The organism is Pseudomonas sp. DCB_BI (genome assembly GCF_026240995.1).
Lineage (GTDB): Bacteria > Pseudomonadota > Gammaproteobacteria > Pseudomonadales > Pseudomonadaceae > Aquipseudomonas.
This window is the reverse complement of record NZ_JAPFCG010000016.1, coordinates 58,676-71,382: the sequence shown is the minus strand read 5'-3', so window position 1 is coordinate 71,382 and position 12,707 is coordinate 58,676. Positions and strand designations below refer to the sequence as shown.

The following is a 12,707-nucleotide window of genomic DNA, read 5'->3' as shown; positions in this document are numbered from 1 at the left end:
GGTTCGCTCAGTTTCTAGAATCTAGCGCAATCCCCGTGGGAGTGGGCTCGTCCCGCGAACACGGGCGAAGCCCGTGCCATGCACTGTGTTGGATGCTTCGCGGGATAAGCCCGCTCCCACAGGCACCCCCGCTGGCTTGAGGCTGATGCAGTACCTGGGGAAACAACTGGCTTGCTCAATTTCTTGAATCTAGCGCAATCGCTGTGGGAGCGGGCTTGTCCCGCGAACACGGGCGCAGCCCGTGCCATGCACCGTGTTTGGCCGGGCAATCGCCGAGGCATGTTCTGCTGGCGCTGCGCATGCGCCAGGCCTGCCAGTTGCTGCAGGCCGGGCACACCGTGGAGCACGTGGGCGCGCAGGTGGGGTATCAGTCGGTGCCGGCATTTACCCGGGCGTTCGCCAAGGTGGTGGGGGTGCAGCCTGGGGCCTATCGGCGGCAGCATGAAGGGCGCTGACCGGCGTACGTCCCCACCCGCGCAAAGGCCAGTACGGGCAACCCCTTCACACCTGCTCTAGCGGAATATCCCCAGCCCCCTTGGCCTCCCGCCGCTCCCCCATCCAGGCATCGACCTGCTGGCCGAATTCAGCCGGGGCCTTGCGCCCGAAACGCATGGCCAGGTCCAGCACAGTCTGCTGTGCCAATGACTCTTCCATGCGCTTCTGCGCCCCCAACATCACTGCGTGGATCGCACAGGTACCCTCCGTCGCCCAACTCGGCGGCGAGCCGTCGAACAACGTGCAACGCTCGCGCACCTCGCGGCAATCGAAGATCTTCTTCGGTCCATCAATGGCATTGACGATATCGAGCACGCTGATCTGCGCCGCCGGCCGCGCCAGGCGAAAACCGCCGCGCACGCCTTCAGTGGCCGCCACCAGCCCGGCACGGGCCAGCTTGGTGAAGACCTTGGCCAGGTATTCCTGCGGCACGCCTTGCAACTCTGCCAGGTCGCGCACGCTGGAATCACGGGTTTCACCGCGCTCGTCGACTAAAAACAACAGGCAATGGATGCCGTATTCCACGCCAGCACTGTAAAGCGACATTCAAATCTCCGACCGATTTTGTCGCATATGTTACGCCGATGCCCCGGCACTGACAAAACAAGCGTCGAAAGGTAGCGCCACTGCAAAGGGAAAGCCCTTGCCGAAGATAACTCCGATCGATATAGTCGTAGTTAATCGAAGGCCATACAGCTGGCCCTCGAGGCCCTCTTCGAACCTTGCGGAGCACCTTCATGAAATCCAACATCCTGATCATCGGTGCCGGCTTTGCCGGTGTCTGGAGCGCCCTGAGCGCTGCACGCCTGCTCGACCAGGCGCAACGTGGCGACCTCAGCATCAGCGTGCTGGCGCCTCAGCCAGAACTGCGTATTCGTCCGCGTTTTTACGAGGCCGACGTGCATGGCATGAAGGCGCCGCTGGGTGATCTGTTCGCGGCCGTGGGCGTTCACTTCATCCCGGGCAACGCCGACAGCATCGACACCGAAGGTCGCAGCGTCAGCTATATCGATTCCCACGGACAGCCGCAGCGTATCGACTACGACCGCCTGATCCTGGCCGCAGGCAGCCAGGTTGCCCGCCCGGCAGTACCAGGCCTGGCTGAGCATGCGTTCGATGTCGACCAGATGGAATCGGCCATGCGCCTGGAGCAGCACCTGGTCAATCTGGCCGCCCTGCCGGCTTCGCCAGCTCGCAATACCGTGGTGGTATGCGGCGGCGGCTTCACCGGCATCGAAACCGCAACCGAAATGCCTGCTCGCCTGCGCTCGATCCTCGGGGCCAAGGCGGCATTGCGGGTAGTGGTGGTCGACCGTGGTGCGCAAGTGGGCGCGGCATTGGGTGCAGGGATCACACCGTCGATTGTTGCCGCGTGTGAACAGGCCGGTGTCGAATGGCTGGCCGGCGCTTCGGTGGTGGCTGTCGATGCGGCGGGAGTCACCCTGGACAACGGCGAGCACATCGCCAGCAACACGGTAATCTGGACCGTTGGCGTCAAGGCCAGCCCGTTGACGGCGCAAGTTGCCGGGGAGCGCGATCACTTCGGCCGGCTGAAAGTGGATAGTCATTTGAAGGTGCTGGGCCAGGACCACGTTTATGCCACCGGCGACACCGCCTGGGCTGCGGTAGATGACTTGGGCAACCATGCCCTGATGACGTGTCAGCACGCCATCCCCATGGGCCGCCACGCCGGCAACAACGCCGCCGCCGACCTGCTCGGCCTGCATCCGGTGGTGTATCGCCAGCCCAAGTACGTCACCTGCCTTGACCTGGGCGACTGGGGCGCCGCCTTCAGCGAAGGCTGGGAGCGTGAACTGAAGCTGCACGGCCAGGCAGGCAAAGACCTCAAACGCCAGATCAACTCGGTGTGGATTTACCCGCCAGCGGCTGACCGCACCGTGGCGCTGGCTGCGGCGGACCCAATGATCGCCATCGTTTAACGGCATTTTCCTGACAAAACCGTCAACAATTGGCGGTTTTGCCAGTTCTGGCCGTTACGTTGAATGGCTGTTCAATAATGATGGCCATATGGCATCATTCAAACAAAAAAGTCACGAGGGTGAGACACACAACCCACTTCGCAGCGCATCAAGAGCCTGGCGCCATACCGGTGACCCGGCCATCCGCCCAAGCTCCTGAGGCCTGCACGCCACCGTCAAGGAGCATTCCATGCAGTTACGGAATTTGAAGATCGGCATTCGCGCTGCAAGCGTGTTCGCCCTGTTGGGCATCCTGGTCCTGTTCATGGGCTTGATCGCACTTTATGAAACCCGGCAGATGGACAACGCCACGGATGAAATCCGGGTGACCTGGATGCCGGCCGTAATAGCCCTCGGTGACATCAGCACCAACCTCGGGCGCGCCCGCGCCGTCACCTTGCGTGCCGCCCTGGACGACAACCCCAGTGACCGCGTGCGCAACCTGCAGATGCTCGACGGTATAAATACCGAGCTGAATAATGCTCTGAAGAATTATGCCGACACGATCATCGCCGCCGATGACCGCGCCCTGTTCAATGCCTTCAGCGCTGCTCATCAGCACTACTTCGAATTACAGACCCGCGTGCTGCAAGACATCCAAGCCGGGCGTATGGACGACGCCAAGCAGCAGATCAGTGGCGCGCTGACTCAGCGCGCCGACAGCATGATGCAGGCCATGGCAGCGTTGATCGCCTATAACGGCACAGGCGCCGAACAAGCCTCGCAGCGCAGCAGCGACGTCGCTGACGAAGCGTTCACCGCGCTAGTGGCCGCACTGGTGGTAATCATGCTGGCCCTTGCCGCCATCGCCACCGTACTCACCCGCAGTATCGTTGTGCCGCTGGCCGATGCGCTGGCTGTGGCCGAGCGCGTGGCGACCGGCGACCTGACCCGGGAAATACGGGTAACCGGTCGCGATGAGCCGGCCATGGTATTGCGCGCCCTGAGCCGGATGCAGGGCAGCCTGCGCGATACCATTCGCCAGATCGCCGCGTCTTCCGACCAACTGGCCTCGGCCTCCGAAGAACTGCACACCGTCACTGAAGACACCAGCCGCGGCCTGCATCAGCAGAGTGCAGAAATCGACCAGGCCGCCACGGCGGTGAACCAGATGACTGCGGCAGTCGAGGAAGTGGCGAACAACGCGGTCAGCACTGCTGATGCTTCCAAAGGCGCTGACTAGACCACCCGAGATGGCCGCGACCAGGTCAACCAGGCGCTGGCATCCATTCAGCATCTGGTAGCGGATGTGACCGGCACATCGGCCGAGATCGAACAACTGGCCAGCAACGCCAACGAGATCAGCCGGGTGCTGGACGTGATTGGTGCGATTGCCGGGCAGACCAACCTGTTGGCACTGAACGCCGCCATCGAGGCGGCAAGGGCCGGTGAGGCAGGACGTGGGTTTGCCGTGGTGGCTGACGAGGTACGTGCCCTCGCCCACCGTACTCAGCAATCGACGGCAGAGATCGAGCAGATGATTGCCGGTATCCAGAACGGCACCGAGCGGGCGGTGACGGCAATGCACAGCAGCCAGGGTCGCGCCACGGGTACGCTGGCAGTGGCGCAAAGCGCAGGGGAGGCGTTGGAGGTGATTGCCGAGGCCATTGCTTCGATCAACCAGCGCAACCTGGTGATCGCCAGTGCCTCGGAGGAGCAGGCGCAAGTCGCACGCGAGGTAGACCGGAACCTGGTGAATATTCGTGACTTGGCGATGCAAACGTCGGCGGGCGCGAACCAGACCAGTGCGGCGGCGCAGGATCTGTCGCGGTTGGCGGTGGACCTGAACGGGATGGTCGCGCAGTTCAAGGTTTGATCCAAAACAGCCGGGGCCGCATTGCGGCCCCGGTTACAGCAACAGCGGTCTATCAATCGTTGACGCTTACCACCCGCCCCGCCTTCTCGACAGCCTTGCCGCGGGTCGCCAGGCAGTAGTACAGCGGCACGGTCACCAGCAAGCCGAACAGCCATGACAGGTCGGCCCCTTCGACAATGTTCGAGTACGGCCCCACATACAGGGAAGTATTGGCAAACGGCAGCTGCACCAGGATGCCGCAGGCATAGGCAATGATCGCGTGGTGGTTGAAGCGGCCATAGATACCGCCGTCGGCACTGAAGATCGACGCAATGTCGTACTGGCCCTTCTTGATCAGGTAGAAGTCGATCAGGTTGATCGAAGCCCACGGTACCAGCACCAGCAGCAGCGCCAGGATCAGGCCGATGAAGTGGCCGATGAAGTCTGCCGAGGCGTTCAGTGCCACCATCCCGCAGCCCAGCAGAATCACTGACGCCAGGATCACCCGCACCTTGATGCTCGGCGTCCACTCGGCCATGAAGGTCTGGATCGCGGTCACGATCGACAGCACGGCGCCGTAAAGGTTGAGGGCGTTGTGGCTGATGATGTTGAGCAGGAACAGCACCATCAGGATCGGGCCCAGCCAGCCGGTGGCCTGCTTCACCGCATCCATTGCGTCGGTGCCTTCCGGTACGCACAGCACCGCCACCGTACCAAAGCTGAAGCACAGGATGGTGCCCAGGGTGGCGCCGAAGTAAGTGGCCCAGAACGGCTTGGCAATGCCCACTTCACGGGGCAGGTAGCGCGAGTAGTCAGAGGTGTACGGCGAGAAGCTGATCTGCCAGATCACACCCAGCGACACGGTGGCAATGAAGCCCGACAGGTTGAACGCGCCACGGCTGAAGAAGTCAGCCGGCAGATCCTGGACGAACATCATGATGAAACCGGCAAGCAACGCCGAGCCCATCACCCAGGTACCGATGCGGTTGAGGATATGGATGAAGCGATAGCCGATCACGCCAATGGCAGTCGCACTCAGGGCACCGATCACGATCGCGCCGGGCATCGGCACGCTTGGCGCGATGCCGTGAATGGTCTTGCCCGCCAGGACGATATTGGAAATGAAGAAGCCGACATAGATCAGCGCGGTGAAGAACACGATCAGCAAGGCACCGTAGCGGCCAAACTGGCCACGGCTCTGCACCATTTGCGGAATGCCCAGCTGCGGCCCCTGTGCAGAGGCCAGGGCGATGACCACGCCCCCGACCAGATGGCCCAGTACGATGGCGATCAGGCCCCACAACAGGTTCAGGTGGAACACCTGGACCACCATGGCACCGGTCACGATAGGCAGTGGCGCGATGTTGGTACTGAACCAGAGGGTGAACAGGTCGCGCGCCTTCCCATGGCGCTCGGCAGGTGGAACGTAATCGACCGTGTGATTCTCGACAAACTGGTGTTGCGACGACGGTTGGGACATGGTTTTCAGCTCGAAAGGTCGTTTTTATCTTTGTAAGGAAACCGCATCAAGGCGGCCTCTCAGCTGCGGACCATATTATGGTATTCCAAGCTTTTGACAACACTGATCCGCATGAAAAAACGGCCACTGATCCGCTTGCGAAACCCCTGCGACAAACCGCCTCACCGCTCAAGGCCACGATTTACGTGGCCTTGGGCCGTTCATCGCGAAAAATCAGGGTTAAAAATTCTGCTTGCAAAATAGGTATTACGGTATACCATCAGACACATCAACGATAAAAACCGCGGACCACCGCAGCCCTTTAGAGGTACACGAGATGATCGACGCAACCGTCTACAAGAACGTCCTGGGCTCCTTCCCGTCCGGCGTTACCGTCATCACCACCCTGGACGACGACGGCTCGGTCGTCGGCCTTACTGCCAGCGCTTTCTCCTCCTTGTCGATGGACCCGCCGCTGGTGCTGTTCTGCCCCAACTACACCTCCGACTCCTACCCGGTACTGATCAAGCAGAAGCGCTTCGCCATTCACCTGCTGTCCGGTGAACAGCAGGCCGAAGCCTACGCGTTCGCCAAAAAGGGCAAGGACAAGGCCAGCGGCATCGAGTGGACCCTGAGCGAACTGGGCAACCCGATCCTGGCCGGTGCCACCGCCGTCATCGAATGCGAACTGTGGCGTGAATATGAAGGTGGCGACCACGCCATCATGGTCGGCAAGGTACACAACCTGATCGTCCCTGCCGAAGCGCCACGGCCGATGGTGTACTGCCGCGGCAAGATGGCCAGCCTGCCGGCCTTTGCCTGAAGCCTGCACTAGGACGCAGCCCGCCCCCACACTGAAGCCCGCTTGACTGACGGGCAACAACAAGCGTTGAGGAAAAACCCATGAAATTTTCGTTGTTCGTGCACATGGAACGTTGGGATGAACAGGTCAGCCACCGCCAGCTGTTCGAAGACCTGACCGAACTGACCCTGATGGCCGAAGACGGCGGTTTCAGCACCGTATGGATCGGCGAACACCACGCCATGGAATACACCATTTCGCCAAGCCCGATGCCGCTACTGGCCTACCTGGCCGCACGCACCGAGAAGATCCGCCTGGGCGCCGGCACCATCATCGCGCCGTTCTGGAACCCGATCCGCGTCGCTGGCGAATGCGCCCTGCTCGATGTGATCAGCAACGGCCGCATGGAAGTGGGCCTGGCCCGCGGCGCCTACCAGTTCGAATTCGACCGCATGGCAGGTGGCATGCCGGCCACCGACGGCGGCAAGGCGCTGCGCGAGATGGTGCCGGTGGTGCGCAAGCTGTGGGAGGGCGACTACGCCCACGACGGCGAAGTCTACAAGTTCCCGACCTCCACCAGCGTACCGAAACCGTTCAACGCCACGCCGCCTATGTGGATCGCCGCCCGTGATCCGGACTCGCACAACTTTGCCGTTGCCAATGGCTGCAATGTCATGGTCACCCCGCTGATGAAGGGTGACGAAGAAGTGCTGGACCTCAAGAACAAGTTCCAGGCCGCCCTGGACAACAACCCGGACGTGCCGCGCCCGCAATTGATGGTGCTGCGCCACACCCATGTGCACAGCCCGGCCGAACCGGAAGGCTGGAAGGTTGGCGCCCAGGCGATCTCGCGCTTCTACCGCACCTTCGATGCGTGGTTCGGCAACAAGACCACCCCGGTGAATGGCTTCCTGGAGCCGAGCCCGGAGTCCAAGTTCGCCGAAGTGCCGGCGTTCCAGCTGGAGAACATCCGCAAGAACACCATGATCGGCACGCCGGAAGAGATCATTGCGCGCATCAAGTACTACCAGGAGCTTGGCGTCGACGAGTTCAGCTTCTGGTGCGACAACAGCCTGCCCCACGCCGAGAAGAAGAAGTCGCTCGAGCTGTTCATCAAGGAAGTGGTGCCGGCGTTCGCCTGAATTCCCATTGCCTGAATCATTGCGGGACGCAGCCCGCTCCCGTGGGCCCTTGTGGCTCGCGTGAGCGGGCTTTTTTTGAGGGGTACGCCTTTCGTCCCCCCGCAAGAGAAATTTCCAGCCACCTCTTGCACAACAAATATTATGGTATACCATCAGACAACAAGAGCTGATAACCCTCACCAGGAGCCATCCATGAGTTTCGAAATCCGCAAGATCGTCACCTACTCCGAAGAGACCCGCATCGAAGGCGGCAAGGCCACCGACAAGCCGGTGACCATGGTCGGCCTGGCCGTCGTGATCAAGAACCCATGGGCCGGTCGCGGTTTCGTTGAAGATCTAAAGCCGGAAATCCGCGCCAACTGCTCGGAGCTGGGTGCACTGATGGTCGAGCGCCTGACTGCCGCCATTGGCGGTGCCGACAAGATCGAAGCCTACGGCAAGGCCGCGGTGGTCGGCGCCGACGGCGAAATCGAGCACGCCTCTGCGGTGATCCACACCCTGCGCTTCGGCAACCACTACCGTGAAGCGGTACAGGCCAAGAGCTACCTGAGCTTCACCAACAAGCGCGGCGGCCCAGGCACCTCGATCCAGATTCCGATGATGCAGAAGGACGACGAAGGCCTGCGTTCGCACTACATCACCCTGGAAATGCAGATCGAAGACGCTCCGCGCGCCGATGAAATCGTCGTGGTCCTGGGTGCTGCCGACGGTGGCCGTCTGCACCCGCGTATCGGCAACCGCTACATCGACCTGGAAGAACTGGCTGCCGAAAAAGCCAACGCTCAATAACAACAACCAAGACGGGCCGGGGCGTGGCGTGCTTACCCGCCGCGCCCGACCTTCAAGGAGCGCCCTCCATGATTCAGCCTGTCGCTGAACGCACACCTGCCGGCACCAGCTACCTGTCCGTCGGCCAGGGCCAACCCGTGGTATTGATCCACGGCGTGGGCCTGAACAAGGAAATGTGGGGCGGTCAGTTCGTTGGCCTGGCCAACGACTACCGCGTCATTGCCTACGATATGCTCGGCCACGGCCAAAGCCGTGTACCCGCCGCAGACACGCCGCTGGAGGGCTACGCCGACCAGCTCGCCGAACTGCTCGACCACCTGCAAATTGCCCAAGCCACCGTGATCGGTTTTTCCATGGGCGGCCTGGTCGCCCGCGCCTTTGCGCTCAACTACCCACAGCGCCTGGCCGCCTTGGTCGTGCTCAACAGCGTGTTCAACCGCAGCCCCGAGCAGAGTGCCGGCGTCATCGCCCGCGCCGCCCAGGCTGCAGAGCTAGGCCCTGACGCCAACGTCGATGCGGCGCTCGACCGCTGGTTCAGCCGTGAATACAAGGCTGCCAACCCGGCGCAGGTCGCTGCCATCCGCCAGGTGCTGGCGAGCAACGACCCGCAGGGCTACCACACCACTTATTCGCTGTTCGCCACTCAGGACATGTACCGCGCAGGCGACCTGGGCAGTATCCAGGTGCCGACGCTGATCGCCACCGGCGAACTCGACTCGGGCTCCACCCCGGCCATGACCCGCCAGCTCGCCGCCAGCATTCCTGGCGCACACAGTGTGGTCCTCGCCGAGCAACGGCATATGATGCCGGTGGAAGCACCGCGTGAAGTCAACAAGATGCTGCTGGACTTCCTCACCCAAGCCCGCACCCTCACCGAATCCGCCAAGGGGATTGTTGCATGACCCTCGTTCGTTTCCAGATGTGCATCGACGGCCAATGGCGCGATGCCCAGAGCGGCAAGACCTTCGACAGCCTCAACCCGGCCACTGCCCAGGCCTGGGCGCAACTGCCCGATGCCGACGAAGCCGATGTCGAGCTGGCCGTACAGGCCGCCCAGCGTGCCTTCGACAGCAAGGAATGGCGCAGCATCACTGCCACTGCACGCGGCAAGTTGCTGCGTCGCCTGGGTGACCTGATTGCCGAGAACAAGGAACACCTGGCCCAGCTGGAAAGCCGTGACAACGGCAAGCTGATCCGCGAAACCCGCGGCCAGGTCGGCTACCTGCCCGAGTTCTTCCACTACACCGCAGGCTTGGCCGACAAGCTCGAAGGCGGCACCCTGCCGCTGGACAAGCCCGACCTGTTCGCCTACACCGTGCACGAGCCGATCGGCGTGGTCGCCGGCATCATCCCGTGGAACAGCCCGCTGTACCTCACGGCGATCAAACTGGCCCCGGCCCTGGCAGCCGGCAACACCATCGTACTGAAACCGTCCGAGCACGCCTCGGCGACCATCCTCGAACTGGCCCGGCTGGCCCTCGAAGCCGGTTTCCCGGCTGGCGTGGTCAACGTGGTCACCGGTTACGGCCCAAGCACCGGCGCGGCGCTGACTCGCCACCCGCTGGTGCGCAAGATCGCCTTCACCGGCGGCGCGGCCACCGCCCGCCACGTGGTGCGCAGCAGTGCCGAAAACTTCGCCAAGCTGTCGCTGGAGCTGGGCGGCAAGTCGCCGAACATCATCTTTGCCGACGCCGATCTGGACAGCGCCATCAACGGCGCCGTGGCCGGCATCTATGCCGCCTCCGGGCAAAGCTGCGTGGCTGGTTCGCGCCTGCTGGTGCAGGACGAGATTTTCGACCAGTTCGTCGAGCGCCTGATCGCCCGCGCCAAGCGCATCCGCATCGGCAACCCGCAGGACGACGCCAGCGAAATGGGCCCGATGGCCACGGCACAACAACTGGCCGTGGTCGAAGGCCTGGTCGCTGCGGCCAAGGCCGAGGGCGCGAAGCTGCACATGGGTGGCAAGCGTGCCGAGGTCGAAGGCGATGGCTGGTTCTACGAGCCGACCCTGTTCGAATGCGACAGCAATTCGATGACCATCATGCAGGAAGAAGTGTTCGGCCCGGTCGCTGCGGTCATCCGTTTCAAGACCGAGGAAGAAGCCCTGGAAATTGCCAACGACTCGCAGTTCGGCCTGGCTGCCGGCATCTGGACCCGCGACCTGGGCCGCGCCCACCGCCTGGCCCGTGACGTGCGTTCGGGGATCATCTGGGTCAACACCTACCGCGCCGTGTCGGCCATGGCACCGATCGGTGGCTTCAAGAACAGCGGCTACGGCCGTGAGAGCGGCATCGATTCGGTGCTGGCCTATACCGAGCTGAAGACCGTGTGGATCAACTTGTCCACCGCGCCGATGCCCGACCCGTTTGTGATGCGTTGAGAGGTAGCACGAGATGATCGAACCCGGCATCTACAAAGACGTGATGGGCTCCTTCCCGTCCGGCGTCACGGTTGTCACCACCCTGGACGCCGACGGCGGCATCGTCGGCATCACCGCCAGCGCGTTCAGCGCGCTGTCGATCGATCCGGCACTGGTGCTGTTCTGTCCCAACTACGCCTCGGACACCTACCCGATCCTGCGCGACAGCAAGCAGTTTGCGATCCACCTGCTGTCTGCCGACCAGACCGCCGAGGCCTATGCCTTCGCCGGCAAGGGCAAGGACAAGGCCAAGGGTGTCGAGTGGCAGCTGAGCGAACTGGGCAACCCGCTGCTGACCAAGGCCACCGCGATCATCGAGTGCGAACTGTGGCGCGAGTACGACGGCGGTGACCACGCGATCATCGTTGGCGCGGTGAAGAACCTGGTGCTGCCGGCGGAGCCGGTGACCCCGATGGTCTACCACAAAGGCAAGCTGGGCGCCTTGCCGCCCCTCGGCTGATATAGCTTGAATTCGGTGTTGGCCTCTTCGCGGGCTGGCCGCGAAGAAGCCAGCACCGATGACCCTGTTTTCAGGGGTCGCGCTAATCGTCTCACCCTCGGTTGCGGCCCCTGTTTTATTCCGGAGTACTGCGCATGAGCAATGAAAAGTACGAGAAAGGCCTGCAGATCCGTACCCAGGTGCTGGGCGAGGACTACGTCAACCGCTCGATCCAGAACGCCGACGCGTTCACCCAGCCGCTGCAAGAGCTGGTCACCGAATACTGCTGGGGCCATGTCTGGGGCCGCGAAGGCCTCTCGCTGAAGGAGCGCAGCATGATAAACTTGGCCATGATTTCCGCGCTCAACCGGCCCCACGAGCTCAAACTGCACATTCGCGGCGCACTGCGCAATGGCCTGAGCCGTGAACAGATTCGCGAGATCCTGCTCCAGGTCGGCATTTATTGCGGCGTGCCCGCGGCGGTGGACAGTTTCCGCCTGGCCCGCGAAGCGTTCGCTGAAGCCGATGCGGAGTCAACCCGTTAACACCGGGCTGTTCGAACCCACGCAAGGAGCACCCAAGGTTCGTGGTGCTGTTGCGGTTGCGGCCGGGCAGCCTCTTTAAGAGCGCACTTGATGAAACGCCAGCCACTCGACGACAGTTTCAAGGTCAACCGCAACCCCGTTACCCTGCGCGAAATCGTGCTCGACAAGCTGCGCACCGCGATCATGAACTTCCATTTGCTGCCCGGCGACCGCCTGGTCGAGCGCGACCTTTGCGACCGCCTCGGCGTCAGCCGCACCTCGGTGCGTGAGGCCCTGCGCCACCTGGAGTCCGAAGGCCTGGTGGAATTCGCCGACGCCAAGGGGCCGCGGGTGGCCATCATCACCCTGGAAGACGCCCGCGACATCTACGAGCTGCGCTGCGTGCTCGAAGGCCTGATCGTGCAGCTGTTCACCCTCAACGCCAAGGCCAAGGACATCCGTGCCCTTGAGCGCGCGCTGGAGGTGAACCGCGAGGCCCTGGAAGAGGGCGAGCTGCAACAGGTGCTGGATTCGGTGCAAGGCTTCTACGATGTGCTGCTGGAAGGTTCAGGCAACCAGGTGGCAGCGCAACAGTTGCGCCAGTTGCAGGCACGCATCAGTTACTTGCGGGCCACTTCGGTGTCACAAGAAAACCGCCGCGGCGCCAGCAACCGCGAAATGGAAAAAATCGTCGAAGCTATCAAGGGTGGCGACCCGCTGGTCGCGCACCAGGCTTCGGTCGATCATGTCCGCGCTGCCGCCAAGGTGGCCCTGGACTACCTGCGCCAGAAGCAGGATGACAACGCCAAGGTGCGCGACATCGTCGAGCCCCTGGCCCTGAAGGAACCCCGTATAGGCCGCTGA

General features: G+C 62.7%; 13 protein-coding genes and 1 pseudogene. 12 read left to right on the top strand and 2 right to left on the bottom strand.

Features of this window, described 5'->3' with window-relative positions:
* Window positions 1–257 precede the first annotated feature (257 nt).
* A pseudogene (locus OO258_RS18030) lies at window positions 258–455 on the top strand (helix-turn-helix domain-containing protein); the annotation flags it as partial.
* A gap of 46 nt (window positions 456–501) precedes the next feature.
* Here the strand turns inward: OO258_RS18030 and OO258_RS18025 are convergent.
* Entirely contained in the window at window positions 502–1,041 is a 540-nt protein-coding gene (locus tag OO258_RS18025) for an RrF2 family transcriptional regulator (protein WP_266031918.1), read from the bottom strand.
* A gap of 191 nt (window positions 1,042–1,232) precedes the next feature.
* Between OO258_RS18025 and OO258_RS18020 the strand changes: the two genes are divergently transcribed.
* The 3 genes from OO258_RS18020 (at window position 1,233) to OO258_RS27725 (ending at window position 4,290) form a co-directional block, all read left to right on the top strand.
* Entirely contained in the window at window positions 1,233–2,435 is a 1,203-nt protein-coding gene (locus OO258_RS18020) for an NAD(P)/FAD-dependent oxidoreductase (protein ID WP_266031917.1), read from the top strand.
* A 229-nt stretch (window positions 2,436–2,664) separates the two neighbouring features.
* A complete protein-coding gene (locus OO258_RS27730; protein WP_416309217.1) occupies window positions 2,665–3,657 on the top strand; it encodes a methyl-accepting chemotaxis protein in 993 nt (330 codons plus the stop codon).
* 66 nt (window positions 3,658–3,723) lie between these two features.
* The gene (locus OO258_RS27725; protein WP_416309216.1) at window positions 3,724–4,290 is read left to right on the top strand and encodes a methyl-accepting chemotaxis protein; all 567 of its coding nucleotides are present in this window, start codon (window positions 3,724–3,726) and stop codon (window positions 4,288–4,290) included.
* A gap of 52 nt (window positions 4,291–4,342) precedes the next feature.
* On the opposite strand, the gene OO258_RS18010 is transcribed toward OO258_RS27725, so the two are convergent.
* A complete protein-coding gene (locus OO258_RS18010; protein ID WP_266031916.1) occupies window positions 4,343–5,749 on the bottom strand; it encodes a purine-cytosine permease family protein in 1,407 nt (468 codons plus the stop codon).
* Between the two features lie 316 nt (window positions 5,750–6,065).
* Here OO258_RS18010 and OO258_RS18005 point away from each other — a divergent pair, with 316 nt between their 5' ends.
* The 8 genes from OO258_RS18005 (at window position 6,066) to OO258_RS17970 (ending at window position 12,707) form a co-directional block, all read left to right on the top strand.
* Window positions 6,066–6,551, top strand: a complete 486-nt coding sequence (locus tag OO258_RS18005; protein ID WP_110743159.1) for a flavin reductase family protein — start codon at window positions 6,066–6,068, stop codon at window positions 6,549–6,551.
* 80 nt (window positions 6,552–6,631) lie between these two features.
* On the top strand, window positions 6,632–7,672 hold the full coding sequence (locus OO258_RS18000) for an LLM class flavin-dependent oxidoreductase (RefSeq protein WP_110743160.1): 1,041 nt from the start codon (window positions 6,632–6,634) through the stop codon (window positions 7,670–7,672).
* A gap of 192 nt (window positions 7,673–7,864) precedes the next feature.
* Window positions 7,865–8,461, top strand: coding sequence for an amino acid synthesis family protein (locus OO258_RS17995; protein ID WP_003256068.1), 597 nt, complete (start codon window positions 7,865–7,867; stop codon window positions 8,459–8,461).
* A gap of 68 nt (window positions 8,462–8,529) precedes the next feature.
* The gene (locus OO258_RS17990) at window positions 8,530–9,363 is read left to right on the top strand and encodes an alpha/beta fold hydrolase (RefSeq protein WP_110743161.1); all 834 of its coding nucleotides are present in this window, start codon (window positions 8,530–8,532) and stop codon (window positions 9,361–9,363) included.
* Complete coding sequence (locus tag OO258_RS17985; protein WP_110743162.1) at window positions 9,360–10,841, top strand: aldehyde dehydrogenase; 1,482 nt, start codon at window positions 9,360–9,362, stop codon at window positions 10,839–10,841. Before OO258_RS17990 ends, OO258_RS17985 begins: the two co-directional genes overlap by 4 nt.
* A 13-nt stretch (window positions 10,842–10,854) precedes the next feature.
* Complete coding sequence (locus tag OO258_RS17980) at window positions 10,855–11,340, top strand: flavin reductase family protein (RefSeq protein ID WP_110743163.1); 486 nt, start codon at window positions 10,855–10,857, stop codon at window positions 11,338–11,340.
* A 134-nt stretch (window positions 11,341–11,474) separates the two neighbouring features.
* Entirely contained in the window at window positions 11,475–11,864 is a 390-nt protein-coding gene (locus OO258_RS17975) for a carboxymuconolactone decarboxylase family protein (protein ID WP_023535056.1), read from the top strand.
* Between the two features lie 90 nt (window positions 11,865–11,954).
* On the top strand, window positions 11,955–12,707 hold the full coding sequence (locus OO258_RS17970; RefSeq protein ID WP_010954490.1) for a GntR family transcriptional regulator: 753 nt from the start codon (window positions 11,955–11,957) through the stop codon (window positions 12,705–12,707).

Excerpts from the sequence above, each read along its gene's own strand:
- OO258_RS18025 (WP_266031918.1), bottom strand. The coding sequence starts at position 1,041 with ATGTCGCTTTACAGTGCTGGCGTGGAATACGGCATCCATTGCCTGTTG.
- OO258_RS18020 (WP_266031917.1), top strand. The coding sequence starts at position 1,233 with ATGAAATCCAACATCCTGATCATCGGTGCCGGCTTTGCCGGTGTCTGG.
- OO258_RS27730 (WP_416309217.1), top strand. The coding sequence starts at position 2,665 with ATGCAGTTACGGAATTTGAAGATCGGCATTCGCGCTGCAAGCGTGTTC.
- OO258_RS18010 (WP_266031916.1), bottom strand. The coding sequence starts at position 5,749 with ATGTCCCAACCGTCGTCGCAACACCAGTTTGTCGAGAATCACACGGTC.
- OO258_RS18005 (WP_110743159.1), top strand. The coding sequence starts at position 6,066 with ATGATCGACGCAACCGTCTACAAGAACGTCCTGGGCTCCTTCCCGTCC.
- OO258_RS18000 (WP_110743160.1), top strand. The coding sequence starts at position 6,632 with ATGAAATTTTCGTTGTTCGTGCACATGGAACGTTGGGATGAACAGGTC.
- OO258_RS17995 (WP_003256068.1), top strand. The coding sequence starts at position 7,865 with ATGAGTTTCGAAATCCGCAAGATCGTCACCTACTCCGAAGAGACCCGC.
- OO258_RS17990 (WP_110743161.1), top strand. The coding sequence starts at position 8,530 with ATGATTCAGCCTGTCGCTGAACGCACACCTGCCGGCACCAGCTACCTG.
- OO258_RS17985 (WP_110743162.1), top strand. The coding sequence starts at position 9,360 with ATGACCCTCGTTCGTTTCCAGATGTGCATCGACGGCCAATGGCGCGAT.
- OO258_RS17980 (WP_110743163.1), top strand. The coding sequence starts at position 10,855 with ATGATCGAACCCGGCATCTACAAAGACGTGATGGGCTCCTTCCCGTCC.
- OO258_RS17975 (WP_023535056.1), top strand. The coding sequence starts at position 11,475 with ATGAGCAATGAAAAGTACGAGAAAGGCCTGCAGATCCGTACCCAGGTG.
- OO258_RS17970 (WP_010954490.1), top strand. The coding sequence starts at position 11,955 with ATGAAACGCCAGCCACTCGACGACAGTTTCAAGGTCAACCGCAACCCC.